Raw genomic sequence first — 25231 nt, forward strand, 5'->3', positions numbered from 1 at the left:
AGCATGGATTCATTCTCTTTGCCCATCGCCGCCTGGGAGGCGTGGGCACCAGGCCGGACCACCCGAGAAGAATGGATCGACGGGTCGTCCGCGCCGAGCGCTCCGCCTGCCACCACCGCCGATGTCACCTTCATCGACCCGATGCTGCGCCGCCGCCTCGGCCCGGTCTCGCGCATGGCGCTCAATGTCGCCCGGCGCTGCCTGGGCGACGATCGCGGCATCCCCATGATTTTCGCCTCGCGTCATGGCGAACTGGCCCGCACGCTGACCCTGCTCGAAGGCATGGCCGCCGGCGACGAAGTCTCCCCCGCCACCTTCAGCCTGAGCGTCCACAATGCCGCGGCCGGCGTGCTGTCGATCGCCCATCAGGACACCGCCCCGGCCACGGCGATCGCCGCCGGCGAAGAGACGCTAGGCATGGCATTGGTCGAAGCCGCCGCCCGGCTGAGCCCGGCGCAGCCACGGCTCCTGCTGGTATATGCCGACGCGCCGGTGCCCGAGCGCTATCAGGCCGACATCGCCATGGCCGAATCGCCACATGCGCTGGCCCTGCTGTTCGACCGCGATCAGCCGCGCCGGCTGCAGGTCGCCACGCGCCCCGCCGACGGTGCGCCCTCGGACACGATGATGAGCCTGGCCCTGCTGCCACTGCTCACCGGCCACCGCCGCCAGGCCGCCTGGACCGGCCGGCACTGCACCTGGGAATGGACGCTCGCCGATGCGTAAGCTCAACTACCTGTGGCGCCTGCTGATGACCGGCCTGGCCTTCAGCCTGTTCAGCATTGGCGGGCTGGCCATCACCCTGTTCGCCTACCCCGTGATTCGCCTGATGCCCGGCGGCCCGGCGCGCCGCCGGCAACGCATGCAGTGGGTGATCCACAAGATGTTCGGCGTCTTCGTCGGCTTCATGTGCACCGTCGGCATCATGCGCCTGCACCTCAACAATGCCGAGGCGCTGGCCAATGCGCGCGGCGTGCTGGTGCTGGCCAATCATCCGACCCTGATCGACGTGGTGGTGATGATCTCGCTCATGCCGCGCTCCGACTGCGTGGTCAAGGCCGCGCTGTGGAACAGCCCCTTCCTCGGCGGCGTGGTGCGCGCCGCCGGCTACATCAGCAATGCCAAGTCGTCCGAAGAATTGGTCGAGGCCTGTGTCGGCGCCCTGCGCCAGGGCGGCGCGCTGGTGATCTTCCCCGAAGGCACCCGCACCCGGCCGGGCGAGCCGCTGCGCTTCTTGCGCGGCGCCGCGCACATCGCCCTGGGCTGCGAGCAGCCGATCCTGCCGGTGGTGCTTCGCTGCGATCCGCCCACCCTGTCGAAGGGGCGGCCGTGGTATGACATCCCCCCCCGTCGATTCGAATACCGGCTCGACGTAAAATCCCCCCTTTCGGCCCGGGATCTGATCGAACCCGACCTGCCGGACACGCTCGCCGTGCGCCGGCTCACCGGTGCCCTGGAAACCCATTTCGCCCTGGAACTTGCCGCCCATGGACAACCTGCACACTGAGATCAGCCAGCTGATCATCGACACCCTCGACCTCGAGGACATGACGCCGGCCGACATCGACCCGGCCGCCGCGCTGTTCGGCGACGGCCTCGGCCTGGATTCGATCGACGCGCTGGAGCTCGGCGTGGCGCTGCGCAAGCGCTACCAGGTGCGCCTCGACGGCGACGATCCGAGCGTCAAGCGCTATTTCCAATCGGTTAACACCTTGGTCGAACTGGTTCGCCAGCACAGCGAGAGCAAAGCATGAAAATGGACAACATCATGGCCCTGAGCGACGAGGCGATCTTCGACGCCTTGAAGAAGATCCTCGTCGAATCCTTCGAGACCCCCGAGGACCAGATCACCCCGGAGGCCAACCTCTATGAAGATCTCGACCTCGACAGCATCGACGCGGTCGACCTGGCGGTGAAGCTGCAGACCCTGACCGGCAAGCGCATCAAGGCCGACGAGTTCAAGACCGTGCGCACCGTGGCCGACGTCGTACGCGCCGTCCAGGCCCTGCTGGCGCGCTGACCCCGCGCATGCTGCCGGTCGTTCGTACGCTGCTGTTCGCGGCCACGCCCGTTGCCATCTACCTGGCGCTGGCGCACTTCGAACCCCGGCAAGTGATCCCGCTGCTGCTGGTGCTGGTCGGCCTGCGTCTGCTCAGCGGCGGCAAGGCCGCCACCGCGCCGCGCGGCGCCCAGCGCTGGCTGCTGGCCGGCGCACTGCTGACCCTCGCCGCGATGGTCGCCATCAGCAACAGCGAAGCGGTGCTGCGCCTCTACCCGGTGCTGGTGAACCTCGCCATGCTGGCGCTGTTCGCCCACTCCCTGCTTCATCCGCCCACCGTCATCGAGCGCATCGCCCGCCTGCGCCAGCCCGATCTGCCGCCAGCCGGCGTGGCCTACACCCGCAAGGTGACACAGCTGTGGTGCGGCTTCTTCATCGTCAACGGCGCCATCGCCGCTTACACCGCCGTGCTCACCAGCCGCGAGACCTGGGTCTGGTACAACGGCGGCATCGCCTACGCACTGATGGGGCTGCTCTTCGTCGGCGAATGGCTCTACCGCCGCCAGCATTTCGGAGCCTCGCGATGAGCGGCGCCAAGTCGCTGCTTGGCCTGGTCCCGGCCGACCGGCCGGCCGACACCGTCGTTGCCCTGCGCGAGGACGGCACGACGCTGCGCTGGGACGCGTTCTGGTCCCGCGTGGGCGCCATCGCCTGCGCCCACGCGGCCCGGCCGGGGCGTCGGATCGCGCTCGATGCGCCGGACGCGGCCGACTTCCTCGCCGGCCTGCTCGGCCTGCTGCATGCCGGCCAGCAGGTGGTGGTCCCGGCCAATTTCCAGCAGGCGTCGGTGGCCCAGTGCGCCGACAGCTGCGATGGCGTTCTCGACACCGCCGCCATCCGCCAGCTGCCCGCCACCGAGGGCTGGACGCCGCCCGCGCCGCTCCCGGCCGACGCGCCGATCGAGCTGACCACCTCCGGCAGCAGCGGCGCGCCGAAGCCGATCGCCAAGCGCTTCGGCCAGCTCGACACCGAAGTGCTCGCCCACGCGGCGCAGTGGGGGGCGCTGCTCGGCGCCGACCCGGTGTTCGCCACCGTGCCGCACTTTCACATCTACGGCCTGCTGTTCCGGCTGCTGGGCTCGCTGAGCGCCGGCCGGCCCTTCGACACCGCCGTCGCCGCCACCCCGCATGCCCTGCTCAACCGCCTGCGCGCCCACGGCCGCGGCACGGTGATCTCCAGCCCGGCCCACCTGTCGCGCCTGGGCGATCTGCTCGATCCGGCCGACCTCGCGCCCTACACCACCGCCATCTTCTCCTCCGGCGCCCCGCTGGGCGCCGACACCGCCGCCACCCTCGGCGCCGCCCTGGGGCAGGCACCGATCGAGGTCTATGGCAGCACCGAAACCGGCGGCATCGCCTGGCGCCGCCAGTGGCCGCAGGCCGAATCACCTTAGCAGCCGCTGCCCGGCGTGCACATCGCGGTCGACGCGGCGCGCATCCTGCAAGTGCGCTCGCCCTTTGCCGACGCCGATGCGCCCGTGGCCACCGGCGATCTGGCCGAGGTAACGGCCGACGGCCACTTCCGCCTGCGTGGCCGCGCCGACCGCATCCTCAAGCTCGAAGGCAAGCGCGTGGCGCTGCCGGCCATGGAGCAGCAGCTGGCCGAGCACCCCTGGGTGACCGCCTGCGCCATCGTCCTGCTGCCCGGCCAGCGTGACCACCTGGGCGCCGTGGCCAGCCTCTCGGCCGCGGGTCAACAGGCGCTGGCCACTGAAGGGCGGCGCGCCATGGCCGACCGGCTGCGCACCCACCTGCTCGCCCACTTCGAGCGCGTCACCCTGCCACGCCGCTGGCGCTTCCCCGCCGCGCTGCCCTACAACGAGCGCGGCAAGCTGCCGCTCGATGCGCTGCTGCGCCTGTTCGACGAGGCCGCCACACCATGAGCGCACCTGACACCGATCTCATCGAGCACACGGCCACCTCGGTACGTTTGCGCATCTTCGCCGACGCCGGTCTGGTGCATTTCCAGGGCCACTTTCCGGGCACGCCGATCCTGCCCGGCGTGGCCCAGGTGGATTGGGCGATCCGTTTCGCCCAGCAGTACTTCCGCCCAAACGGCCCCGTCCTTCGTCTTGAGGCGCTGAAGTTCAACGACCGCGTGCTGCCCGGCGAAACGCTGGAGCTGGCGCTCGACTGGTCGGCCGACAAGGCCACGCTGCGCTTCGCCTACACCGCCGACGGCAAGGCGAAATCGAGCGGCAAGGTGGTCTTCAACCCATGAGTTTTCGCCCCTGCTTTCTGGTGCCGGTGTACAACCACCCGCACACCGTCGGCCGGGTGGTCGAACGCCTGGCCGCCTTCGATCTGCCGATCTACCTGATCGACGACGGCAGCGACGCCCCGACCCGCGAGGCGCTGGCGCAGACCGTCGCCGCCTGCCCGCTGGCGCGGCTGATCACCTTGCCGGTCAATGGCGGCAAGGGCGCGGCGGTGATCGCCGGCTTCGAGCGGGCCCATGCCGACGGGCTGACCCACGCGTTGCAGGTCGATGCCGACGGCCAGCACGATCTGGCCGACGTGCCGCGCTTTCTCGCCCTCGGCGCGGCAACGCCCGAGGCGGTGGTGTGCGGCCGGCCGATCTACGACGACAGCGTGCCCAAGTCGCGCCTGTATGGCCGCGCGATCACCCATTTCTGGGTCGGCGTCGAGACGCTGACCCGCGACGTGCCCGACTCGATGTGCGGCTTCCGCCTCTATCCGCTGACCGCCACGATGCGCGTCCTCGGCCCGCACATCGCCCGGCGCATGGCCTTCGACATCGAGATCCTGGTGCGCCTGGCCTGGCTCGGCGGGCCGATCATCAATGTGCCGACGCGCGTCACCTACCCCGAGGACGGCATCTCGCACTTCGCCATGCTCGCCGACAACCTGCGCATCTCGGCGACCCACACCCGGCTGGTCGCCGGCATGCTGTGGCGTGCACCGGCCCTGCTGTGGCGGCGCCTGCGCCGGGGCGACAACGCGCGGCACTGGTCGCGCCTGGCCGAACGCGGCAGCTCGCTGGGGCTCGCCACCGTGCTCGCCACCTACCGCCTGCTCGGCCGGCGCATGGCCACGCTGCTGCTCTACCCCATCGTCGGCTACTTCCTGCTCACCGGCCGCAACGCGCGCCAGGCCTCGCAGGCGTATCTCGACCGTGTCTATCGCCATTTCGGCCCCAGCGCCGCGCTACCGCAGCCGCCGGGCTGGCGCGACAGCTACCGCCACATGTTGGCCTTCGCCCGCGCCGGGCTGGACAAGCTCGCCGCCTGGAGCGGCGCCGTCGATGCCCGCGAGCTGGCCTTCCACGGCCGGGCCGACTTCGACGCCCTGATCGCCAGCGGCCGCGGCGCGCTGATCATCGGCTCACACCTGGGCAATCTCGAAATGGCGCGCGCCCTCGGCGTGGCGGCGCGCTTCACCACCATCAACGCGGTGGTCTACACCGAGCATGCGGTGCGCTTCAACGCCATGATGGCCGAGGCCAACCCGGATTTCGCCTTCAACCTGATCCAGGTGAGCGACTTCGGCCCCGACACCGCCATCGCCTTCAAGGACAAGATCGAGCGCGGCGAGCTGCTGTTCATCGTCGGCGATCGCACCCCGGTGGCCGAGAACGGCCGCACCCGGCGCCTGCCCTTCCTCGGCCGGCCGGCGCCCTTCGCGCAAGGCCCCTTCGTGCTGGCGCATCTGCTCGAATGCCCGGTGTTCCTGTTCTTCTGCCTGGAACACGGCGGCGGCCACCAGCTGTATTTCGAACCCTTCGCCGAGCGCATCGAGCTGCCGCGCAAGCAGCGCGACACGGCCCTGCAGCAGCACATGGGCGCCTACGCCCGACGACTCGAACACTACTGCGGGCAAGCGCCGCTGCAGTGGTTCAACTTCTTCGACTTCTGGGAGGAAGGGGCTGCCCCCCAAGCTTCAAAACCATGAAAGACACCGTGCATTCCCCCACCCTCGACCCCGTCGTCATCGGCGCCGGCCGCCTGCGCCTTGAAGACGTAGTCGACGCCGCCGACGGCCGCCGCCCGGTCCGCCTTTCTGGCGATGCCGAGTTCCGTGCCCGCATCGCCCGCGGCGGCGCCTATCTCGAACGCCTGCTGGCCAACAACGGCACCGTGTATGGCGTGAACACCGGCTATGGAGAGTCGTGCACCGTCACTGTGCCGTCCGACCTGGTGCAGGAGCTGCCGCTGCACCTGACCCGCTATCACGGCTGCGGCCTGGGCCGGCATCTGGACGACGCGGCCACCCGCGCGGTGCTGGTCACCCGCCTCAACTCGCTGGCCCAGGGCGTGTCCGGCGTGCGCCTGGCGCTGCTCGAACAGATCGAGCACCTACTGGCGCACGACATCCTGCCGCAGATCCCCGAGGAGGGCTCGGTCGGCGCCAGCGGCGACCTGACCCCGCTGTCCTATGTGGCCGCCGCCCTGGTCGGCGAGCGCGAAGTGCGCTACCGCGGCGAGGTCCGCCCGGCGCTGGCAGTGCTCGAAGCGCTCGACATCGCCCCGCTCAAGCTCAAGCCCAAAGAAGGGCTGGCGATCATGAACGGCACGGCCGTGATGACCGCGCTGGCCTGCCAGGCGTGGTCGCGCGCCGACTACCTGAGCCGACTGGCCACCCGCATCACCGCCCTGGCCTCGATGGCCATGCAGGGCAACCGCGGCCATTTCGACCCGCGCCTGTTCGCCGCCAAGCCGCATGCCGGCCAGGCCGAAGCGGCGGCCTGGGTCTTTGCCGACCTGCCCGTCGACACCGACGACGGCGTCATGCGCCTGCAGGACCGCTACTCGATTCGCTGCGCCCCGCATGTGATCGGCGTGCTGCGCGACGCGCTGCCGTGGATGCGCCGCGACATCGAGAACGAGCTCAACAGCGCCAACGACAATCCGCTGATCGACCCCGACGACGACTGGGTGCTGCATGGCGGCCACTTCTACGGCGGCCACATCGCCTTCGTCATGGACGCCATGAAGACCGCCGTGGCCAACCTCGCCGACCTGCTCGACCGGCAGGTGGCCTTGATGGTCGACAGCAAGTTCAACCACGGCCTGCCGCAGAACCTCTCCGGCGCCAGCGCCGAGCGCGCAATGATCAACCACGGCTTCAAGGCGGTGCAGATCGGCGCCTCGGCGTGGACCGCCGAAGCGCTCAAGCTGACCATGCCGGCCTCGGTGTTCTCGCGCTCGACCGAGTGCCACAACCAGGACAAGGTCAGCATGGGCACCATCGCCGCGCGCGACTGCCTGCGCGTGCTCGAACTGAGCGAGCAGGTGGCCGCCGCCGCGCTGCTGGCCGCCAACCAGGGCCTGGCGCTGCGCCTGCAGCGTGGCGACCTGGCCGCCGAGGCGCTGCCCGCGCCGGTGCTCGCCTTCCACCAGCAGGTGTCGGCGCTGTCGGCCCTGGTCACCGAAGACCGCCCGCTCGAAGCCGACCTGCGCGCCACCCTGGCGGCGATGCGCGCCAAAGCCTGGACGCTCTACGCATGACCGCCGTGCTCAAGGTCGAGGTCGAGACCGATGTCCCCTTCTTCCATGTCGACGCCATGGAAGTGGTGTGGCATGGCCACTATGTGCAGTATTTCGAGCAGGCGCGCACCGTCCTGCTGCGCAGCATCGACTACGACTACCCGCAGATGCGCGCCTCCGGCTACGCCTGGCCGGTGGTCGAATGCCACATCAAATATGTGCGCCCGGCGCGTTACGGCCAGAAGATCCGCATCGAAGCGGCGCTGGTCGAATTCGAGAACCGGCTCAAGATCGACTACACCATCCGCGATGCCGCCAGCGGCCAGCGCCTGACCAAGGCCTATACCGTGCAGGTGGCGGTGGACATGGCCAGCGGCGAGTTGCAGTTCGTCTCGCCGCCGGCGCTGCTCGAGCGCCTCGGAGCCGGCGCATGACACGGCGCAGCTTCCTCCTCGCCGCGCTGGCCGGCCTCGCCGGGGTGATGCTCGCCCGGCCGCTGTGGGCCGACGAGGCGCTGCTGCAGGAGATCGCCACCCGCGTCGCCGACGCCCCGGTGCTGCGCGCCGAGTTCAGCCAGACCAAGACCCTCGCCGCCCTGCGCAAACCCTTCCGCCTCGCCGGCCGCTTCACCTACGCCCGCGAGGCCGGCGTGTTGTGGCAGGTCGACACGCCCTACCCGGCGCGCTACCTGATCGGCCGCGAGGGCATGGTCGAGATCGGCCCCGACGGCCAGCGCCGGGCGCAAAGCGGGCGCGAGGCCGCCGGCGTGGCCCGCGCCGGGCAGATCCTGCAGGCCCTGCTCGGCGCCGACCTGGCCCCGCTGCAGAGCGCCTTCGTCCTCGACGCAAGCCGGCAGGGCGAGGGCTGGCGCGTCACGCTCACCCCGCGCAGTGCCGAGCTGGCCCGTCATCTGGCGCGCATCGAACTGGCCGGCCATGATGCCGTCGAGCAGGTCGACCTGTTCGAAGCCGGCGGCGACCACACCGAGATCCGCTTCACCGCCATCGCCCGCGCCACGCAACTGACCGCCGCCGAAGCCGCCTTGTTCGCCCGCTGATGCTGCGTCGCCTCTTCCCCCTCCTGGCGGCAACCCTGGTCGGCGGCATCATCGCCCTGGCCGCGCTCGGCAAGGTGCCGGTCGAGACCGACCTGCTGGCCATGCTGCCGGCCACCGAGCGCGATCCGGTCGCCGAGCAGGCCATGGCCCAGCTGGCGCGTGCGCATGAGCGGCGCATCGTGCTGCTCGCCGCCGCCGACGACAGCGCCCGGGCCCGCGCCGGCGCCATCGCGCTGGCCGCCGCCCTGCGCCGCTCCGAGGCCCTCAAGGGGGTGACGCTGGAAGTGCCGGCCGGCGCGCTCGATGCGATCCTGGCCACCTATCTGCCGCATCGCTTCGGCCTGCTCTCGGCCGCCACCCGCAACGACCTGACCGCCCACGGCCGCGAGCGCCTGCGACAGGACGCCTATCGCGCCCTGGCCAGCCCGATACCCACCCCCATGGCGGTGCCGCGCGAGGCCGACCCCTTCGGCACGCTGGCCGCTTTCCTGGCCGAGCTGCCCGTCGGCGGCAGCGGCTTCACCCCGGAAGACGGCATCCTGATGGCGCATCAGGACGGGCGCAGCTATGCCCTGCTGAGCGCCGAAACCGCCGGCTCGCCGCATGCCGCCACCACCCAGCAAGCGGTGCGCGCAGCGCTGGCACAGGCCCGCGCGGCAGTCGCCGCCGAGGCGCCGGGGGTGGACATCGACGCCACCGGCCTGGTGCTGTATGCCGCCGCCGCCCAGGACACCGCCAAGCACGAGATGTCGCTGATCGGCGGCCTGTCGCTGCTCGGCATCGCCGCCCTGCTGCTGACCGTCTTCCGTTCGCTGCGGCCGGTGCTGCTCGGCATCGCCTGCGTGGCCATCGGCGTCGCCGCCGGCATCGGCGCGGTGCTGGCGGTCGACGGCCGCCTGCATCTGCTGACCCTGGTGTGCGGCACCAGCCTGCTCGGCATCGCCGTCGACTACCCGCTGCACTACTTCGCCAAACGCCGTCTGGCCGGCGCCGGCTGGCAACCCGCCGCCGCCATGGCCGCCATGCGCCCGGCCCTCACCCAGGGCCTGCTCACCAGCCTGATCGGCTACACCGCGCTGCTGGTCATGCCCTTCCCCGGCCTGCGCCAGATCGCGCTGTTCTCGATGGTCGGGCTGGCCGCGGCCTATGTCGCCACCCTCGTCATGCTGCCGCTGTTCGCGACTCAGCCCGACGGCCGCGACACCCGCCACATCGGCGGCCTCCAGCGTGCAGGCGCGCCCTGGCGCCGCCTGCTGCAACGACACGGCGGCTGGCTGATCGCGCTTGCCGTGGCGGCGAGCCTGCCGGGCCTCGCCCGCCTGCACCATGACGACGATGTGCGCCTGCTCAGCGCCCCCGACGCCGAGCTCGCCCGCCAGGAAGCGCGCATCCGCCAGCTCACCCAGATCGGCCAGGGCAGCCGCCTGTTCCTGGTCCAGGCGCCCGACGCCGAGCAACTGCTGCAACGCGAAGAAGCCCTCACCGACGCCTTGCGCGCCGACAACCCGCAGCACGGCGGCTTCGTCGCGGTGTCGGCCTTCGTGCCCTCGGCGCGCCGCCAGGCCGACAACCGCCGCCTGCTCGGCGAGGCGCTGTTCGGCGCCGAGCGCTGGGGCGAGGCGGTGCTCGACGAGATCGGCTACCGGCCGACCGTGGCGCAGGCGCTGGCGCGCGCCTTCGCGACCGAACGACCGCTCACCCCGGATGCGTGGTTCCGCCAACCCGTCGCCCAGGCCTATCGCCACCTGTGGCTGGGCCCCACCGCTGGCGGCGTGGCCAGCGTGGTGACGCTCACCGGGCAGTGGCCCGCCGAGGTATTGCGCGCCGCCGGCGACACGCTGCCGGGCGTGACCCTGCTCGACAAGCCGGCCGCCGTCTCCGCGCTGATGGGCCAGTATCGCCAGGGCATGGCCGGCGCGCTGGCCTGCGCGGTGGCTGTCTCACTGGTGCTGCTCAGCCAGCGCCACGGCTGGCGCGGCGCGGCGGCCACGCTGGCGCCCTGCGTGCTGGCGGTGTCGCTGCCGCTGGCCATGCTCGGCTACCTGGGCGTGCCGCTCACCCTCTTCCACTGGCTGGCGCTGATGCTGGTGTTCGGCATCGGCGCCGACTACGGCATCTTCACCCGCGAAGGCGGCGCCCAGGGCGAGGCCGCGCTCGGCGTGCTGCTCGCCGCCATCACCACCGTGCTGGGTTTCGGCCTGCTGGCCTTCAGCACCACGCCGGCGATTGCCAGCTTCGGCCTGACGCTGTTCATGGGCGTCATCACCGCCTTCCTGGCCTCGCCGCTGGCGGCACGGCGGGAAACGGCATGAAAGCCGCGCTCGCCGCCGCCCTGCTGCTCGGCGCCTGCGCCAGCCTGCCGCCGCCGGGCTGTACGGCGCTGAGCACGACCACGCGCTACTGCCTGCAGCCGCTGCCGGCCGGCCACACGGTGGCCGTCAATCAGCTGGTGGACATGCAGTTTCCCGGCCGGCCGGCCGGCGAACGGCTGGTCTTCGCCATCGACGCGACAGACGCGCGCATGCAGATCGTCGGCCTGAACCCGCTCGGCCAGACGGTGTTCCGCCTCGGCGTCAACCACGGCCAAACGCAGTGGGACGGCCCGCCCGCCGCCGAGGCGCTGGCGCGGCAGCTGCCGGCCCTGGTCCAGCTGATGCTGTGGCCGGCCGACAGCGTGCGCCAGGGCTTGAGCCGCGACGCCGCCTTGCGCGTCGCGCCCGACGGCCGCCGTCTGCATGACCGCGACGGCACGCTGCTGCTCGACACCCGGCAGTCCGACCCCGACCCGCGCCTCGGGCAGGTCGACGCCGTCTTCACCCCACTCGATGCGCGCTGGCGCGTCACCCGCCTGGCGGACTGAGCATGAACCCGATCGCCTATCTTCCCGCCCTCGGCCTGGTCAACGCGCTGGGCAGCGGTGCCGCCGAGGTCTGCGACGGCCTGCTGCGCGGCGACACCACCGGCATGCGCTGCGAAGACGGCTGGCTTCCGAGCCGGCCGGCGCGCGTCGGCCGCGCCCGCATCACCGACTTGCCCGCCCTGCCGGCCCGCCTGGCGCAGCATGACAGCCGCAACAACCGCCTGCTGCTGGCCGCGTACGCGCAGATCGCGGCCGAGGTGGACGCGGCCATCGCGCGCTTCGGCCCGCAGCGCGTCGGCGTGGTGCTGGGCACCAGCACCTCGGGCATCCTCGAAGGCGAAGCGGCCGTGGCCCATCACGCCCGCCACGGCGCCCTGCCCGCCGGCTTCCACTACGGCCTGCAGGAGTTAGGCGATGCGGCGCGCTGCCTGGCCGATCTGCTGGGGCTGTCCGGCCCGGCCTACACGGTGTCGACCGCCTGCACCTCCAGCGCCAAGGCGATGGTCTCGGCCCAAGGCCTGATCCGCGCCGGGCTGTGCGATGCGGTCATCGCCGGCGGGGTGGACACGCTGTGCCGGCTCACCATCAACGGTTTCAGCTCGCTGGAAGCCACCACGGCCGACCTGTGCAACCCGATGAGCGCCAACCGCCAGGGCATCAACATCGGCGAGGCGGCGGCGCTGTTCCTGGTCAGCCGCGAGCCGGCGCCCATCGCCCTGCTCGGCGCCGGCGAGTCGAGCGATGCGCATCATGTGTCGGCGCCCGACCCCACCGGCCGCGGCGCCGAAGCGGCGATCCGCCAGGCCATGGCGCAGGCGGGCGTCGCCCCCGAACACATCGCCTATCTCAACCTGCACGGCACCGCCACGCCGAAGAATGACGAGATGGAGAGCCAGGCGGTGGCGCGGATATTCCCCGCGGGTGTGCCGTGCAGCTCGACCAAACCCCTGACGGGTCACACCCTGGGCGCGGCCGGCGCCACCGAGCTGGCCTTTTGCTGGCTGGCCCTTTCGCCGCATAATGTCGGCCATCGCCTGCCGCCCCATGTGTGGGACGGCTGCGCCGACCCGGCGCTACCCGAACTGAATCTGGTGCGCGCCGGGGATACCCTCGCCACCCACGCAAGGAGAGTCATGCTGTCCAGTTCCTTTGCCTTCGGCGGCAGCAACTGCTGCCTGGCGATCGGGGACGCCGCATGAGCCTGTTTCCGCCGCCCGCCGAGCTGCTGCCGCACCGGCCGCCCAACCTGCTGATCGACCGCGTCTGCGACTGCACCGACGACCGCATCGTGGCCCATGCCACCATCGCGCCCGATCAGTGGTATTCGAACGCCGACGGCAGCATGCCGTCCTGGGTCGGCATCGAGCTGATGGCCCAGACGATTGCCGCCTTCGTCGGCCTGGAGGGGCGTCGCCGCGGCCGGCCGCCGAAAATCGGCTATCTGCTCGGCACCCGTGCCTATCGCTGCGCGCGCGCCGACTTTCCCGCCGGCATCGGCATCGAGATCAAGGCGGACCTGGTGTTTCGCGACGATTCTGGCCTCGGTGCCTTCGACTGCACGCTGGCGCTCGACGGCCAGCCGATCGCCGATGCCACGCTCAAGGTTTACGAGACCCCCGACCATGACTGACACCCCTCCGCGCCGCGTCCTCGTCACCGGCTCGAGCCGCGGCCTGGGCCGCGCCATCGCCCTCCAACTGGCCGGCCAGGGCTTTGCCATCACGGTGCATTGCCGCCAGGGCGTCGAGGCCGCCGAGGCGGTCATCGCCACCATCCGCGCGGCCGGCGGCACGGCCGGCCTGCTGGTCTTCGATGTCACCGACCGCGAGGCCGCACGCCAGGCGCTGGAGGCCGATGTCGACGCCCACGGCGCCTACTACGGCGTGGTGGTCAACGCCGGCATCACCCGCGACAACGCCTTCCCCGCGCTGAGCGACAGCGACTGGGACGCGGTCATCGACACCGGCCTCAACGGCTTTTTCAACATCGTGCATCCGCTGGTGATGCCCATGGTGCGCAAGAAGCGAGGCGGGCGCATCGTCACCATGGCCTCGGTGTCGGGCGTGATGGGCAACCGCGGGCAGGTGAATTACAGCGCCGCCAAGGCCGGCCTGATCGGCGCCACCAAGGCGCTGGCGGTCGAGCTGGCGAGCCGGCGCATCACCGTCAATTGCGTGGCGCCGGGTCTCATCGACTCTGACATGACCCGCGAGCTGCCGCTGGACGAGGCGCTCAAGATGGTGCCGATGAACCGCATCGGTACCCCCGAGGAGGTGGCGGCGGTGGTCGGCTTCCTGATGTCCGACGCCGCCAGCTATGTCACCCGCCAGGTCATCGGCGTGAATGGAGGCATCATCTGATGCACCGTGTCGTGGTCACCGGCATGGCCGGCATCACTTCGCTGGGCGACTCCTGGGCGGCCATCGACGCAGCCATGCAGGCGGGCCGCAACGGCGTGCGCCGCATGCCCGAGTGGGACGCCGTCGCCGATCTGCAAACCCGCCTCGGCGCGCCGGTGGACGATTTCCAGGTGCCGGCCCACTATCCGCGCAAGATGCTGCGCTCGATGGGCCGGGTGTCGCTGATGGCGGTGTGTGCCACCGAGCGCGCGCTGGCCGGCGCCGGCCTGCTCGGTGACGCGAGCATCGCCGACGGCCGCATGGGCATCGCCTACGGCTCGTCCGGCGGCAGCGTGGAGCCGGTGCGGGTCTTCGGCCAGATGCTCGACACCGGCCAAATGACCGGCGTCACCTCGACCAGCTACATCCAGATGATGGCCCACACCACGGCGGTCAACATCGGCCTCACCTTCGGCCTCAAGGGCCGCGTGATCCCCACCAGCAGCGCCTGTACCTCGGGCAGCCAGGGCATCGGCTATGCCTACGAGGCGATCCGCTACGGCAAGCAGGCGCTGATGATCGCCGGCGGCGCCGAGGAGCTGTCGAGCCCCGCCGCGGCGGTCTTCGACACCCTCTTCGCCACCAGCCAGATGAACGACCGGCCGAGCCTCACGCCGCGCCCCTTCGATGCGGCGCGCGACGGGCTGGTGGTGGGCGAAGGCGCGGCCACGCTGGTGCTGGAATCCTACGAACATGCCATGGCGCGCGGCGCGACCATCCTCGCCGAGATCGTCGGCTTCGACTGCAACTCCGACGGCAAGCACATCACCCAGCCCTCGGCCGACACCATGGCCACCGTCATGCGCCGCGCACTGGCCGACGCCGGCCTGCCGCCCGCCGCCATCGACTACATCAGCGCCCATGGCACCGCCACCGAGGTCGGCGACATCGCCGAATCGAACGCGGTGCACGAGGTCTTCGGCGAGACGACGCCGATCAGCAGCCTCAAGGGCCACTTCGGCCACACGCTCGGCGCCTGTGGTGCGATCGAAGCCTGGCTGGGCATCGAGATGCTGCGCGCCGGCCGCTTCGCGCCGACGCTCAACCTCGACGCGCCCGATCCGCGCTGCGCTGTGCTCGACCACATCATGGGCAGCGAACGGCCGCTGGCGGCGAGCACCTTCATGAGCAACAACTTCGCCTTCGGCGGCATCAACACCTCACTCATCTTCCGACATGCCGATGCCTGATCTCCTGCGCACCCTGCTCGTCCCGGCGCTCGCCATCCTCGCCAGCGCCCCGCTGCAGGCAGCCGACGAACCCTTGTGGGAACTGGGCGCCGGCGTCGGCCTGCTCTCCATGCCCGACTACCGCGGCGCCGACCAGCGCCGCCTGTACGCGCTGCCGATTCCCTATGTGGTGTATCGCGGCGAACGCCTGCAGGTCGATCGCGACAAGGTGCGCGGCCTGCTCTACAAGGGCGAGCACTCGGAGTGGGACATCAGCCTCGGCGCGGCGGTGCCGGTCAAGAGCGACGACAACCGCGCCCGGCGCGACATGCCGGACCTCGACCCTACGGTCGAGATCGGCCCGCGCTGGAGCTACCAGTGGCGCCAACCCTGGGGCGACGTGACGCTGCGCCTGCCGCTGCGCAAGGTGCTGGCGGTCGACCTGCCCCACCTGCGCGACGTCGGCACGGTGTTCACCCCGACCCTGGCGCTCGACCGCGACAACCACCCGTGGCCGGGCTGGCATGCCAGCGTGTCCACCGGCCCGGTATTCGGCGACAAGGACTATTTCGCCTACTACTACGGCGTCGATGCCCGCTACGCCACGGCCGAGCGCCCCGCCTGGGAAGCCAAGTCGGGCTACGGCGGCTGGCAGCTGACGATGGCGCTGACCCGCCGCTTCAAGAAACTCTGGGTCGGCGGCTTCGTGCGCGCCGACCAGCTCGGCGGTGCCGTCTTCGAAGACAGCCCGCTGGTGCGCGACCGCCTGTCCTGGACCGGCGGCATCGGCATCTCCTGGATCTTTCTCGAGTCCTCGCAAACCGTCGACACCGCGCGCTGAGCGCGCCTCACCCCATGGACACCATGACCTCCAACGCTTACGTGCCGGAAACCCGTTTCGGCTTCTGGTTTCTCGGCACCCGCATCTGGCGCAACCATGTGCTGAAGATTGCCATCGACGACCTGCGCCGCCTGCCCGACGCGCCCTTCCCGGCCGCGCCGGTGATCGCCGACGTCGGCTGCGGCCAGGGCAACTCGCTGAGCCTGCTCAACGCCGCCTTTGCCCCCTCGCGCCTGATCGGCATCGAGTTCGACGCGCACAGCCTGGCGACCGCCCGCACGCTGCTGGCGCGCGAAGGCCTGCACGCGGAGCTCAAGCAGAACGACTGCGCCGCCATCGACCTGCCCGACGCCAGCGTCGACATGGTGTTCTGCCACCAGACCTTCCACCACCTGCTGCGCCAGGAAGAGGCGATGCGCGAGTTCTACCGCATCCTCAAGCCGGGCGGCCAGCTGCTGTTCGCCGAATCGACCCGCGCCTACATCCACTCGTGGATCATCCGCCTGCTGTTCCGCCACCCCATGCATGTGCAGCGCACGGCGGACGAATACAAGGCGATGATCCGCGACGCGGGCTTCGTGTTCGAGGCGAAGAACGTCTCCGAGCCCTACCTGTGGTGGAGCCGTTCGGATCTGGGCGCCTTCGAATGGTTCGGCTTCGGCGTGCCCAAAGAGCGCGAAGAAACCCTGGTCAACCTCGTGGCCACCAAGCCCGCGGCCTGAGCGCATGCGGCTACGTCACGGCACCCAAAAAAAGACGGCGGCCCGCGGGGCCGCCGCAATCCGGTGTGCGGCAACGGCCCCTTCGCCGTCGCCAGGCAGGGGCTCAGCGGCCGATGCGCACTACCGTGCCCTTGAGCGCCACGCCGGCCATGATCGCGCCGGCGCCGCACTCGTAGGTCTCGTTGCTCACCGTCTCGTTGCCGCGGTAGTTGCTCTTGATGTTGATCACCGCGTTGCCGCCTTCCTTCTTCACCCGATCCTGCAACTCCAGCATGGCGCTGAGAAAGGCCCACTCGCAGGCCACCTTGTCGTCCTTGCCGAAGGCATTGGTCTTCTTGTTGGTGCCCCACTCGCCGAAACGCTGCAGCACCTTGGGATGCTTCTGCGTGCCGAAGAAGAACTTGATCTCCGGGTCGAGCTTCTCGCGCGCGCCCGACGTCGCCATGGCATCGCCGACCGGAAAGTTGTGGCGGGTATCCCGTGCCATGGCGGGCTGGGCGGCAAGTACGGCAAGGGCAAGCAAGGCAACACGATGACAACGCAACACGGGCAATTCCTCCTGACGGCTTGGACTGAAAACATGACCCGGCCGAGTTTACTTCAGCTCCCCGCCCATCAAGCAAGAATTCCTTCGGAATACCCCCACGCATTTTTCAAGGATGCCTCATGACGCGCTTTCTCAATGCCCTGGCCGCTGCGGCCCTGTGTCTCGCCCTGGCCGGCCCCGCCGCCGCCCGCAGCTCGGTGCCCATCGTCAATCATCCGCAGGTCAGCTGGGTGCAGCCGGCCGGCGAGGCCCTGAGCCTGGCGCAGATCCGCGACCGCATCATCCAGGCCTGCCAGGACCGCGGCTGGCGCGCCGAGCCCGGCAGCGCGCCCGACACCCTGCTCGCCACGCTGGTGGTGCGCAACAAGCACACCGTGCGCGTCAACATCGCCTACCGCGCCGACACCTTCGACATCACCTATGCCGGCAGCGACAACATGAACTACATGGTCAAGGAGCCCAGCCCGTGGGCCGTCAGCCAGGAGCCGGGCGGCCAGGTCGAGACGCGCACCGAGCTCATCCACCCCAACTACAACCGCTGGGTCAACCTGCTGATCGGCACCCTGCGCGCGCGGCTCGAACGCAGCGCGCCCTGAGCCCAGGCCCCGATGCGCCCACCGAACGCCGCCCGGCCCACACCCCCGCCCGACCGCCGCGTGGTGGTCACCGGCATGGGCGCCGTCTCGTGCATCGGCAACACGCTCGACGACATCCTCACCGCCCTGCGCCAGCAGCGCTGCGGCCTGCGCCATGTGGCCGAATACGCCGAGCTCGGCCTGCGCAGCCAGGTGGCCGGCGTCCCCGACCTGAGCGCCGAGGCGCCGGTGCCGCGCAAACTGGCGCGCTACATGGGCGACCCGGCGCTGTATGCCTACCATGCCATGCGCAAGGCACTGGACGACGCCCGCCTGCCGGACGCCGCGCTGCACCACCCGCGCACCGGTCTCATCGCCGGCTCCGGCATCGGCTCGGGCTTCAACCACCTCAGCGGCATCCAGACGCTGCGCGAACGCGGCGCCGACAAGATCCCGCCCTACCTCGTGCCGCGCGTCATGGGCAGCACCGCCTCGGCCAACCTGGCCACCATCTTCGGCATCCAGGGCGTGTCCTTCTCCATCACCTCGGCCTGCGCCACCTCGGCCCACTGCATCGGCCAGGCCGCGCAACTGATCCAGGCCGGCAAGCAGGACGTGGTCTTCGCCGGCGGCGCCGAAGAAGTGTGCTGGACCTCCACCGCCCTGTTCGACGCCATGGGCGCGCTGTCGACCGGCTTCAACGCCACGCCCGAGCAAGCCTCGCGCCCCTACGCCATCGACCGCGACGGCTTCGTCATCGCCGGCGGCGGCGGCATGCTGGTGCTCGAATCGCTCTCCCATGCCCGCGCCCGCCAGGCCCACATCTACGGCGAGCTCATCGGCTTCGGCGCCACCTCGGACGGGCGCGACATGGTCAACCCCGACCCCGACGGCGCCGCCCGCGCCATGCGCCTGGCACTGGCCGAAGCCGGCACCGGCATCGACTACGTGAACACCCACGCCACCTCGACCGTCAATGGCGACCTCAGCGAACTGAAAGCACTGGCCGCCGTTTTCGGCGACACGCTGCCGCGCTACGGCTCCACCAAAGGCCTCACCGGCCACCCCATCGGCGCAGCCGGCGTGCACGAAGCCATCTACTGCCTGCTGATGCTCGACCACCAGTTCATCGCCGGCAGCCCCACCTGCGGCTCCCTCGACCCGCAACTGGCCGCCTTCGCCCCGCCACTCACCGGCGCCCTCGACCATCCGCTCACCACCGCCATGTCCAACAGCTTCGGCTTCGGCGGCACCAACGCCTCGCTGATCTTCCGGCGCGTGACGGGCTGAGCGTTACTGCGCTGTTGACGGGGGTCGGAAACGGCGTGCGGGTCAGTTGGGGAAGAACGAGTTCCGGGGCTCAGTAACCGGCCAGAAGCGGCGGCCCGATGCTGGGATAGCCGAAAAGGATTGAACCGCAGACCACCCCCATGCGACATTTCGCTGTCTGCCCCCTGCCCGTGAGCCGCAGCATGTTTGGCCAATTGGCTCACCATCTTGTGCCTGGCGGTATTGAGAGACCTGCTTCGACAACATTCCCCATGGTCGCTGCCTGCGACCAGCCGTGCCGTAATCGGCCGATTCGGCGTAGCGCAGTATTGGCATATTCCATCTATTTCAACTGTAGGACCTCTTCACATGGCGCTTGATCCGCAGCTCACCGGGAATGCCGGTCTCTACTACACCTGCTACCACCTCTCGCTGCTAGGGTGGAATGTCATGCCGACTGCACGCAATGCTCGCGGCGTTGACATCATCGCCTACAGTCAAGATGCCACCCGCAAGCTCGCTATCCAAGTCAAGGCACTGAGCAAGCGAAACCCCGTTCCACTCGGCACGTCGCTTGAAAAGGTCATGGGTGATTTTTGGGTCGTCGTGAACAAGGTCACTTCTTCGGCGCCTTCAGCGTTCATCATGCTGCCCACTGAAGTAAAGGAACTTGCACACCGCGGGGAAAAGGAGGGCCGCGTGTCGTTCTGGCTCCAGCCCACCAGCTACGACCAAGAGAGCTTCGAAGAAAGGTGGGAGCGCATTGGTCATGGTTAATCGTCCAAGGTCCAAAAAGGCGCTCCATCCAACCGCCCAAACGCTGGGACCTTGGCCGTCGGCTGAGCAAGTGTAGCCCGGACAAGGCCCGCAGGGCCGCCTCCGGGATTCATCGGTGGATCGACCGCTGACCCCGGATTGCGCTTCGCTCCATCCGGACTACGAATCCCATCCTCCAGACGCGCCACAGCCGATGTCGGGTGCAAGCGAGCGTAGATTGCGCTGACGAAGCAAGCCCAACACGCACCGCTCGATGCCGGCCCCGCCAGTGTTGGGCTTCGCTGCGCTCAACCCAACCGACATGATCTGAATTTGACGCGCCCGGGCAATGCCATTAGCATTGCCTCTGCTTTTCACGCCGGCGCACAAAGGCGCCGGGCACTCCGATCCAGCTCAAGGGAACAAGCGTGGGCTCCATTCTGATCAACGTCCCGGATATTCCTGAATCCGACCTTGTGTTCAACGAGGAGGAAACACGCGACATTCTCAGGTTCTTTTGGCCCATGTACGCGTCGCGCATCAACAGCATGGACATCGATACGAACACGCGCCGCCTGGCTCAGGGGCTGCTTGTCGCGGCCATTGATGCGTCCTACGCGCTTGGGTTCGTTGACCTGCTGTTCACGTCCATCGCAAAGCCCGGCAAGAGCCTGGCGTCGATGGGCAAGAAACTTGTCAAGAAATACGCCAAGCACATCTGGAAGCACGCGACCGAAGACGACCTTCTGAACGCGAGAATCTACGAAACCATTCGCCGGGCCGTCGCCTATCAATGCCGCTATCTGCTGGAAGCCCGTCTGAACGGCGTGGCAGACGCCCGGCGCCGCGTCGCGCCGTTTTACGCCATCAACCAAGTCTCGCAAATCTGGGCATGACGACAATGCGCCCCCGCAAGCTACGGAACAGCCTACTCGTTCTGTTTGTGGCCGTTGTCGCTTTGCTCGGTTGGGCCACCGCCGATTTGCGCGCCGCCAATGTATTGACCTTGCAATCGTGCATGGAAGCCGAGGCGGGGGTGCGTGCCTGGATTTGCCGACAGGCGCTCTATCACCTTCATCCCACGCAAGAAGAAGTGAAGGAACTCAACGCGAGCGCAGGCGCTCAGTTCCCCGCCAGCATGGAAAACCTGAGCGACGCGACGCAGTTGCTACAGCACTATCTGCGCGCCGGCCTCGACATCAATGCGGTCGATCAACGCTCGCAACTGAAATGGACCGCACTGCATGCCGCCGCATTCGAAGGCAATCCGCAAGCGGTTCGCCTGCTGCTCGACAACGGCGCCGAGACGCACACCACGGATGGAATCGGCCGCACGCCCCTCGACATCGCACGTGAAGCCAATACCAAAATGCCCTCGGAGGCCTTTGCAAAGATCGTCGTGATGCTGACCGGGAAGGAAGGCGCGGCAGCAAACTAGTTCACGCGGGGCTCTTTGAGCACCAAAGCCAGGCGTAGCCCGAACAAGGCCCGCAGGGCCCCTTCGGGGTTCATCGGTGGATCAACCGCGGCCCCCGAACGACGTCCGGGCAACGCGTCCATGCCACCTCCCAGACGTGCCATCGCTGACGCAGGCAAAAATAGTCGAATGGCATTACGCCGGATGTTGGTCGTGCGCAAGATTGCGCTGTCCGAAAAGCACGATCAACAGTCCGCGCGAGTTCGGCCATCTACCTCCGCGCCACGTGCCGTGGGATCTCGATAGATCGGCGGTCGGCGCAATGCGCCGGCGATAACCCTCTTCCCCATCCAAGACGCGTCTCTTGCCGCTCGATGGCACGGCCGGTCGTGCGCCCCGTGGCCTAAACATCCGCGCGAAAGGCCGCCAGGACGAGGATGCTACACATAGAACCCACTCCACTCGCGGGTCGAAGCGGCCGAACAGCCAGCGACGAACCACGACATCCGCAAGCGGGCTGATCTTGTTGAGCCAAGACGCCCAGCTGCGGTCTATGAGCGCCTGATCGGCGCCTGTGTCGCGCATGACCAACTCAACGTCGCTCTTGATGGAGGTGCGTCGCGACACCCACGCTAGGATTGTCGAGCGATTGCATTTGCCTACAACCCACAGAGCGAGGCCCCCATGAAGTATCGAAATATTTTCGCATCAACCCTCATCGCAGCGGGGGTCTCCTTCAGCACACCGGGCGTTGCGCAGACCAAATGGGATATGCCTAACGAGTATTCCGCAACCTCCATCCACGGCGAGGGTGACGTGTACTTCGCTGGGAAGTTGAAGGAGCTGTCGGGGGGCAAGATCGAGATCGTGCACCACTTCGGCGGCGCACTCGGCTACAAGTCCAAGGATCAGCTCGATGCGGTGGGCGACGGGGCGGTGCCGATCGCGAACACCTTCGTTGCCCCACTCGGGGGCGTCGAGAACCTTTTCCTTCTGTCTTCGCTACCCTTCGTCGCCGTCACCCATGCCGAGGCACGGCAACTCTACGAAACGGCCAAACCCTACTACGAAAAGATTTTCGCCAAGTACAACCAGAAGCTTCTGTATTCCTCGCCGTGGCCGCCGAGCGGGCTGTGGGGCAAGAAGCCGCTCGACAGCATGGACGCGCTGAAGGCCGTCAAGCTTCGGACCTACGACGTGCCGGGCACGCAGACCTTCCGCGCCGCCGGTGCCGCACCGGTGCAGTTGAGCTGGGCCGACGTCGTTCCGCAGCTGGGCACCGGCGGCATCGACGCCGTACTGACCTCTGCCGAGGCCGGCCTGAGCTCGCGCTTCAACGAGCACCTCAGCCATTTCACCGAGATCAACTACGCGAGCCCGCTGAACATGGTGACGATCAATCTCGACACCTGGAATGCGCTCTCCCCCGAGCTGCAGCAGGCCGTCACCAAAGCGGCTGCCGCCGCCGACGAACATACGTGGGCAGCGATGGCGGCACGCGTCGACCAGAATTACCAGGAAGCAGCGAAGCGAGGCGTTCAGGTCGTCACGGAGGCTCCTGCCGGCTATCGCGCGGCGCTCTCCAAATTCGGCGCCGCCGCGCTTGCCGACTGGAAGTCCAGCATGGGTAGCGACGGCGAGGCGATCGTCAGCAAATACCGGACGCGTGTCGGACGTGCCGAGTGAGCCGCGCCAGGTGCCGCTGACGCACACAGGAGAGGCACGCCCCATCGCCACCGCGGCTCGCCTCATCAACGCCGCAGCCTACGGCTTGTCCCGAGTGGCTGCGGCGATCGCCGCGATCACCATGGTCCTGGTGGTCGCGCTGATCATGGTGGAAATCGTGCTGCGCGGGGCGTTCGCCACCTCGACGTTCATCATGGACGAGTTTGTCGGCTACGGAGTGGCGGCCATCACCTTCTTGTCGCTCGGGTATGCGTTGGAAAGCGGTTCGCTGATCCGGGTGAACGTGTTGCTCACGCACCTGGGAAACGGGATCGTGCGCCGCTTGGTTGAAGCGTTCTGCGTCGGCACCACGCTGGCGCTGGCGGTTTTCATCGCCTGGTATTTCTGGAAGAGTGTTGCCCGCAGTTGGGCCCGCGGCTCGGTGAGCGAAACCGTCGCCCAGGTGCCGCTGTGGATCCCCGAGGGCCTGGTGCTGATCGGCCTGTCGATCTTCGCCTTGCAACTCCTCGCCTATCTGCTCCGGGTCCTGACCGGCGGGCAACTGATCGGCGACGACATCACGGCGGAAGGTCATGGAGAGTGAGGCACTGCAATGGATGCATTTCTAACGGGCCTCGCGGTCCTCGGTCTGATCGTGCTGTACATCGGGCTTGGGACCTGGGTTTTCGCTGGCTTGATGCTGGTGAGCGTCACCTCGCTCGGGCTAATTCTCGACTTTCCGGTCGATCGTATCGGCGCCATCGCCAAGTCCATTCTGTGGCGCAGCTCGAGCACCTGGGAGCTGGTGGCGATTCCGCTGTTCATCTGGATGGGCGAGATCATTTTCCGCACCGACATCGCCGACCGCCTGTTTCGCGGGCTCACGCCCTTCGTCGCACGCATTCCCGGTGGGCTGCTGCACACCAATGTCACCGGGTGCACACTGTTCGCCGCGGTCAGTGGCTCGAGCGCCGCGACCACGGCCATGGTGGGCAAAATCACCAGCTCCGCGCTCGCGGACAGGAACTACGACACCAACCTGTCGATCGGCTCCCTGGCCGGCGCCGGCAGTCTGGGCCTGCTGATTCCGCCGTCGATCGTGATGATCGTTTATGGGGTCTTGGCTGAAGTGTCGATCTCGCGGCTGTTCGCCGCGGGGCTGCTGCCGGGCCTGCTCATCGCCGGGCTGTACTCGGGCTACATCATGCTGCGCTGCTTCATCAACCCCGAGCTGTCACCCAAGGGGGACGAGCGCTACCGTCTGACGGATCGGCTGCGCGCCATCCTCGATCTGTCGCCGGTGCTCGCGCTCATCGTCATCGTCCTCGGCGGCATGTATGCCGGCCTGGTAACGCCGTCGGAGGCCGCGGCGGTCGGCGTCACGGCAACGCTCGCAATCACCGTGCTCATGCGCGAACTGACCTGGCGAATCTTCGTCGACTCGCTGATGGGAGCCGTCAAGGTCTCCTGCATGGTGTGCTCGATTCTCGTCGCCGCGGCCTTGCTGTCCACCGCGATGGGCTACCTGCATGTCCCCGCCGAGTTGGCGAAGGCAATCGATGCGCTCAGTCTGTCGCCCTACCAGCTGCTGCTGATGCTCGCCCTCTTCTACATCATGCTCGGGCTGTTCCTCGATGGCATCTCGATCGTCGTGATGAGCCTGCCGATCACGTTTCCCCTGGCGACGATGGCCGGCTTCGACCCGGTTTGGTTCGGCATCTTCCTCGTGCTCATGGTCGAACTCGGCCAGGTCACGCCCCCCGTGGGCTTCAATCTGTTCGTCCTCCAAGGAATCACGGGGCATCCGATCGGCCGCATCGCCTACGCAGCACTGCCGTTCTTTGCCCTGATGTGCTTGGGCGTGGTGATCATCACCCTCTTCCCCGACATCGCCCTCTGGCTCCCCCGACAGATGTTCGGCTGAACATCGCGTGGCATGTGCAGATTGGGGAAGCAGGCGTAATCTGGACAAGGCCCGTAGGGCCATCTCCGGGATTCGTCGGTAGTCGATCGCGGGCCCCAGACGCGCCATTGCTGACGTAGGGCACAATAGCCGAAGGGCATGGCGCCCTACATCAGCCTTTCCGATAAATACCATCTCAACATATTGGATTCGAAAATGGCCGCAGTAGAGAGAGTCAAGGGACCTGCTTCATACTTTCCCTCCATCGAGAAAAAATATGGAAAACCCATCGACTATTGGTTGAACCTGGTTGGTGAGGTCACGGACAAGAAGCACATGGAAATTGTCGCTTGGCTGAAAGCCGAGCATGGATTGGGGCACGGGCATGCCAATGCAATCGTTGCGCATGTCATGGTGTCACGAGCCAAATGAAGAAAGCGTAGCCCGGGCGGGACCGGCAGGGTCGCCCCGGGATTCATCGGCAATCGTTCGCTGACCCCGGATGGCGCTTCGCGCCATCCGGGCGACGCATCCCTTCCGTTTGCC

30 protein-coding genes are annotated in these 25231 nt (G+C 68.5%); 29 read left to right on the forward strand and 1 reads right to left on the reverse strand.

Annotated features, from left to right (window positions below; all coding sequences use genetic code 11):
* Window positions 1-3 precede the first annotated feature (3 nt).
* Genes I8J34_RS18760 through I8J34_RS18855 form a run of 20 tightly spaced genes read left to right on the forward strand, consistent with a single transcriptional unit; the run spans window position 4 to window position 16553 of the window.
* A complete protein-coding gene (locus I8J34_RS18760; protein ID WP_214363162.1) occupies window positions 4-726 on the forward strand; it encodes a beta-ketoacyl synthase chain length factor in 723 nt (240 codons plus the stop codon).
* On the forward strand, window positions 719-1507 hold the full coding sequence (locus I8J34_RS18765) for a lysophospholipid acyltransferase family protein (protein WP_214363163.1): 789 nt from the start codon (window positions 719-721) through the stop codon (window positions 1505-1507). Before I8J34_RS18760 ends, I8J34_RS18765 begins: the two co-directional genes overlap by 8 nt.
* The gene (locus I8J34_RS18770; protein ID WP_214363164.1) at window positions 1488-1754 is read left to right on the forward strand and encodes a phosphopantetheine-binding protein; all 267 of its coding nucleotides are present in this window, start codon (window positions 1488-1490) and stop codon (window positions 1752-1754) included. The genes I8J34_RS18765 and I8J34_RS18770 overlap by 20 nt, the downstream gene beginning before the upstream one ends.
* Window positions 1751-2020 (forward strand): acyl carrier protein, encoded by a 270-nt coding sequence (locus I8J34_RS18775; protein ID WP_230411909.1) that lies wholly within the window; start codon window positions 1751-1753, stop codon window positions 2018-2020. Before I8J34_RS18770 ends, I8J34_RS18775 begins: the two co-directional genes overlap by 4 nt.
* An 8-nt stretch (window positions 2021-2028) precedes the next feature.
* Window positions 2029-2586 (forward strand): COG4648 family protein, encoded by a 558-nt coding sequence (locus tag I8J34_RS18780; protein ID WP_214363165.1) that lies wholly within the window; start codon window positions 2029-2031, stop codon window positions 2584-2586.
* Window positions 2583-3452 carry an AMP-binding protein gene (locus tag I8J34_RS18785; RefSeq protein WP_214363166.1) on the forward strand — a complete coding sequence of 290 codons (870 nt, stop codon included), beginning with the start codon at window positions 2583-2585 and terminating at the stop codon, window positions 3450-3452. The genes I8J34_RS18780 and I8J34_RS18785 overlap by 4 nt, the downstream gene beginning before the upstream one ends.
* Before the next feature lie 15 nt (window positions 3453-3467).
* Entirely contained in the window at window positions 3468-3941 is a 474-nt protein-coding gene (locus tag I8J34_RS18790; protein ID WP_214363167.1) for an acyl-CoA synthetase family protein, read from the forward strand.
* Window positions 3938-4279: an ApeI family dehydratase gene (locus I8J34_RS18795; protein ID WP_214363168.1), complete on the forward strand. Its 342-nt coding sequence runs from the start codon at window positions 3938-3940 to the stop codon at window positions 4277-4279. The genes I8J34_RS18790 and I8J34_RS18795 overlap by 4 nt, the downstream gene beginning before the upstream one ends.
* Window positions 4276-5970, forward strand: a complete 1695-nt coding sequence (locus I8J34_RS18800; protein WP_214363169.1) for a glycosyltransferase family 2 protein — start codon at window positions 4276-4278, stop codon at window positions 5968-5970. Before I8J34_RS18795 ends, I8J34_RS18800 begins: the two co-directional genes overlap by 4 nt.
* Window positions 5971-5978: 8 nt before the next feature.
* Window positions 5979-7526, forward strand: a complete 1548-nt coding sequence (locus I8J34_RS18805; RefSeq protein ID WP_230411910.1) for an HAL/PAL/TAL family ammonia-lyase — start codon at window positions 5979-5981, stop codon at window positions 7524-7526.
* Window positions 7523-7939, forward strand: a complete 417-nt coding sequence (locus I8J34_RS18810; protein WP_214363171.1) for an acyl-CoA thioesterase — start codon at window positions 7523-7525, stop codon at window positions 7937-7939. Before I8J34_RS18805 ends, I8J34_RS18810 begins: the two co-directional genes overlap by 4 nt.
* Window positions 7936-8562: an outer membrane lipoprotein carrier protein LolA gene (locus I8J34_RS18815; RefSeq protein WP_214363172.1), complete on the forward strand. Its 627-nt coding sequence runs from the start codon at window positions 7936-7938 to the stop codon at window positions 8560-8562. Before I8J34_RS18810 ends, I8J34_RS18815 begins: the two co-directional genes overlap by 4 nt.
* Window positions 8562-10874, forward strand: coding sequence for an MMPL family transporter (locus I8J34_RS18820; protein ID WP_214363173.1), 2313 nt, complete (start codon window positions 8562-8564; stop codon window positions 10872-10874). The genes I8J34_RS18815 and I8J34_RS18820 overlap by 1 nt, the downstream gene beginning before the upstream one ends.
* Window positions 10871-11422, forward strand: a complete 552-nt coding sequence (locus I8J34_RS18825) for a DUF3261 domain-containing protein (RefSeq protein WP_214363174.1) — start codon at window positions 10871-10873, stop codon at window positions 11420-11422. The genes I8J34_RS18820 and I8J34_RS18825 overlap by 4 nt, the downstream gene beginning before the upstream one ends.
* A 2-nt stretch (window positions 11423-11424) precedes the next feature.
* Window positions 11425-12621 (forward strand): beta-ketoacyl-[acyl-carrier-protein] synthase family protein, encoded by a 1197-nt coding sequence (locus I8J34_RS18830; protein WP_230411911.1) that lies wholly within the window; start codon window positions 11425-11427, stop codon window positions 12619-12621.
* On the forward strand, window positions 12618-13052 hold the full coding sequence (locus I8J34_RS18835) for a hotdog family protein (protein WP_214363175.1): 435 nt from the start codon (window positions 12618-12620) through the stop codon (window positions 13050-13052). The genes I8J34_RS18830 and I8J34_RS18835 overlap by 4 nt, the downstream gene beginning before the upstream one ends.
* Window positions 13045-13782: a 3-ketoacyl-ACP reductase FabG2 gene (locus tag I8J34_RS18840; RefSeq protein WP_214363176.1), complete on the forward strand. Its 738-nt coding sequence runs from the start codon at window positions 13045-13047 to the stop codon at window positions 13780-13782. Before I8J34_RS18835 ends, I8J34_RS18840 begins: the two co-directional genes overlap by 8 nt.
* A complete protein-coding gene (locus I8J34_RS18845) occupies window positions 13782-15011 on the forward strand; it encodes a beta-ketoacyl-ACP synthase (RefSeq protein WP_230411912.1) in 1230 nt (409 codons plus the stop codon). The genes I8J34_RS18840 and I8J34_RS18845 overlap by 1 nt, the downstream gene beginning before the upstream one ends.
* Window positions 15004-15831 (forward strand): MipA/OmpV family protein, encoded by an 828-nt coding sequence (locus I8J34_RS18850; protein WP_214363177.1) that lies wholly within the window; start codon window positions 15004-15006, stop codon window positions 15829-15831. The genes I8J34_RS18845 and I8J34_RS18850 overlap by 8 nt, the downstream gene beginning before the upstream one ends.
* Window positions 15832-15845: 14 nt before the next feature.
* Complete coding sequence (locus I8J34_RS18855) at window positions 15846-16553, forward strand: class I SAM-dependent methyltransferase (RefSeq protein WP_214363178.1); 708 nt, start codon at window positions 15846-15848, stop codon at window positions 16551-16553.
* Between the two features lie 103 nt (window positions 16554-16656).
* Here I8J34_RS18855 and I8J34_RS18860 read toward each other — a convergent pair whose 3' ends face one another.
* Window positions 16657-17100 (reverse strand): excinuclease ATPase subunit, encoded by a 444-nt coding sequence (locus I8J34_RS18860; protein WP_214363179.1) that lies wholly within the window; start codon window positions 17098-17100, stop codon window positions 16657-16659.
* 119 nt (window positions 17101-17219) lie between these two features.
* On the opposite strand from I8J34_RS18860, the gene I8J34_RS18865 reads away from it, so the two are divergent.
* The 9 genes from I8J34_RS18865 to I8J34_RS18905 all read left to right on the forward strand — a co-directional run bounded on the left by I8J34_RS18865 (window position 17220) and on the right by I8J34_RS18905 (window position 25117).
* The gene (locus I8J34_RS18865; protein WP_214363180.1) at window positions 17220-17696 is read left to right on the forward strand and encodes a hypothetical protein; all 477 of its coding nucleotides are present in this window, start codon (window positions 17220-17222) and stop codon (window positions 17694-17696) included.
* 12 nt (window positions 17697-17708) lie between these two features.
* A complete protein-coding gene (locus I8J34_RS18870) occupies window positions 17709-18965 on the forward strand; it encodes a beta-ketoacyl synthase N-terminal-like domain-containing protein (RefSeq protein ID WP_214363181.1) in 1257 nt (418 codons plus the stop codon).
* A gap of 348 nt (window positions 18966-19313) precedes the next feature.
* The gene (locus I8J34_RS18875) at window positions 19314-19721 is read left to right on the forward strand and encodes a hypothetical protein (RefSeq protein WP_214363182.1); all 408 of its coding nucleotides are present in this window, start codon (window positions 19314-19316) and stop codon (window positions 19719-19721) included.
* A gap of 407 nt (window positions 19722-20128) precedes the next feature.
* Complete coding sequence (locus tag I8J34_RS18880) at window positions 20129-20596, forward strand: hypothetical protein (protein WP_214363183.1); 468 nt, start codon at window positions 20129-20131, stop codon at window positions 20594-20596.
* Window positions 20593-21138 (forward strand): ankyrin repeat domain-containing protein, encoded by a 546-nt coding sequence (locus I8J34_RS18885; protein WP_214363184.1) that lies wholly within the window; start codon window positions 20593-20595, stop codon window positions 21136-21138. The genes I8J34_RS18880 and I8J34_RS18885 overlap by 4 nt, the downstream gene beginning before the upstream one ends.
* Before the next feature lie 663 nt (window positions 21139-21801).
* The gene (locus tag I8J34_RS18890; RefSeq protein ID WP_214363185.1) at window positions 21802-22803 is read left to right on the forward strand and encodes a TRAP transporter substrate-binding protein; all 1002 of its coding nucleotides are present in this window, start codon (window positions 21802-21804) and stop codon (window positions 22801-22803) included.
* Window positions 22784-23386: a TRAP transporter small permease subunit gene (locus tag I8J34_RS18895; RefSeq protein ID WP_230411913.1), complete on the forward strand. Its 603-nt coding sequence runs from the start codon at window positions 22784-22786 to the stop codon at window positions 23384-23386. Before I8J34_RS18890 ends, I8J34_RS18895 begins: the two co-directional genes overlap by 20 nt.
* Before the next feature lie 9 nt (window positions 23387-23395).
* Window positions 23396-24706: a TRAP transporter large permease gene (locus I8J34_RS18900; RefSeq protein ID WP_214363186.1), complete on the forward strand. Its 1311-nt coding sequence runs from the start codon at window positions 23396-23398 to the stop codon at window positions 24704-24706.
* A gap of 138 nt (window positions 24707-24844) precedes the next feature.
* Window positions 24845-25117 (forward strand): DUF4287 domain-containing protein, encoded by a 273-nt coding sequence (locus I8J34_RS18905; protein ID WP_230411914.1) that lies wholly within the window; start codon window positions 24845-24847, stop codon window positions 25115-25117.
* Window positions 25118-25231: the final 114 nt, after the last annotated feature.

This window comes from Denitromonas iodatirespirans, from assembly GCF_018524365.1.
In the GTDB taxonomy this organism is placed as follows: domain Bacteria; phylum Pseudomonadota; class Gammaproteobacteria; order Burkholderiales; family Rhodocyclaceae; genus Nitrogeniibacter; species Nitrogeniibacter iodatirespirans.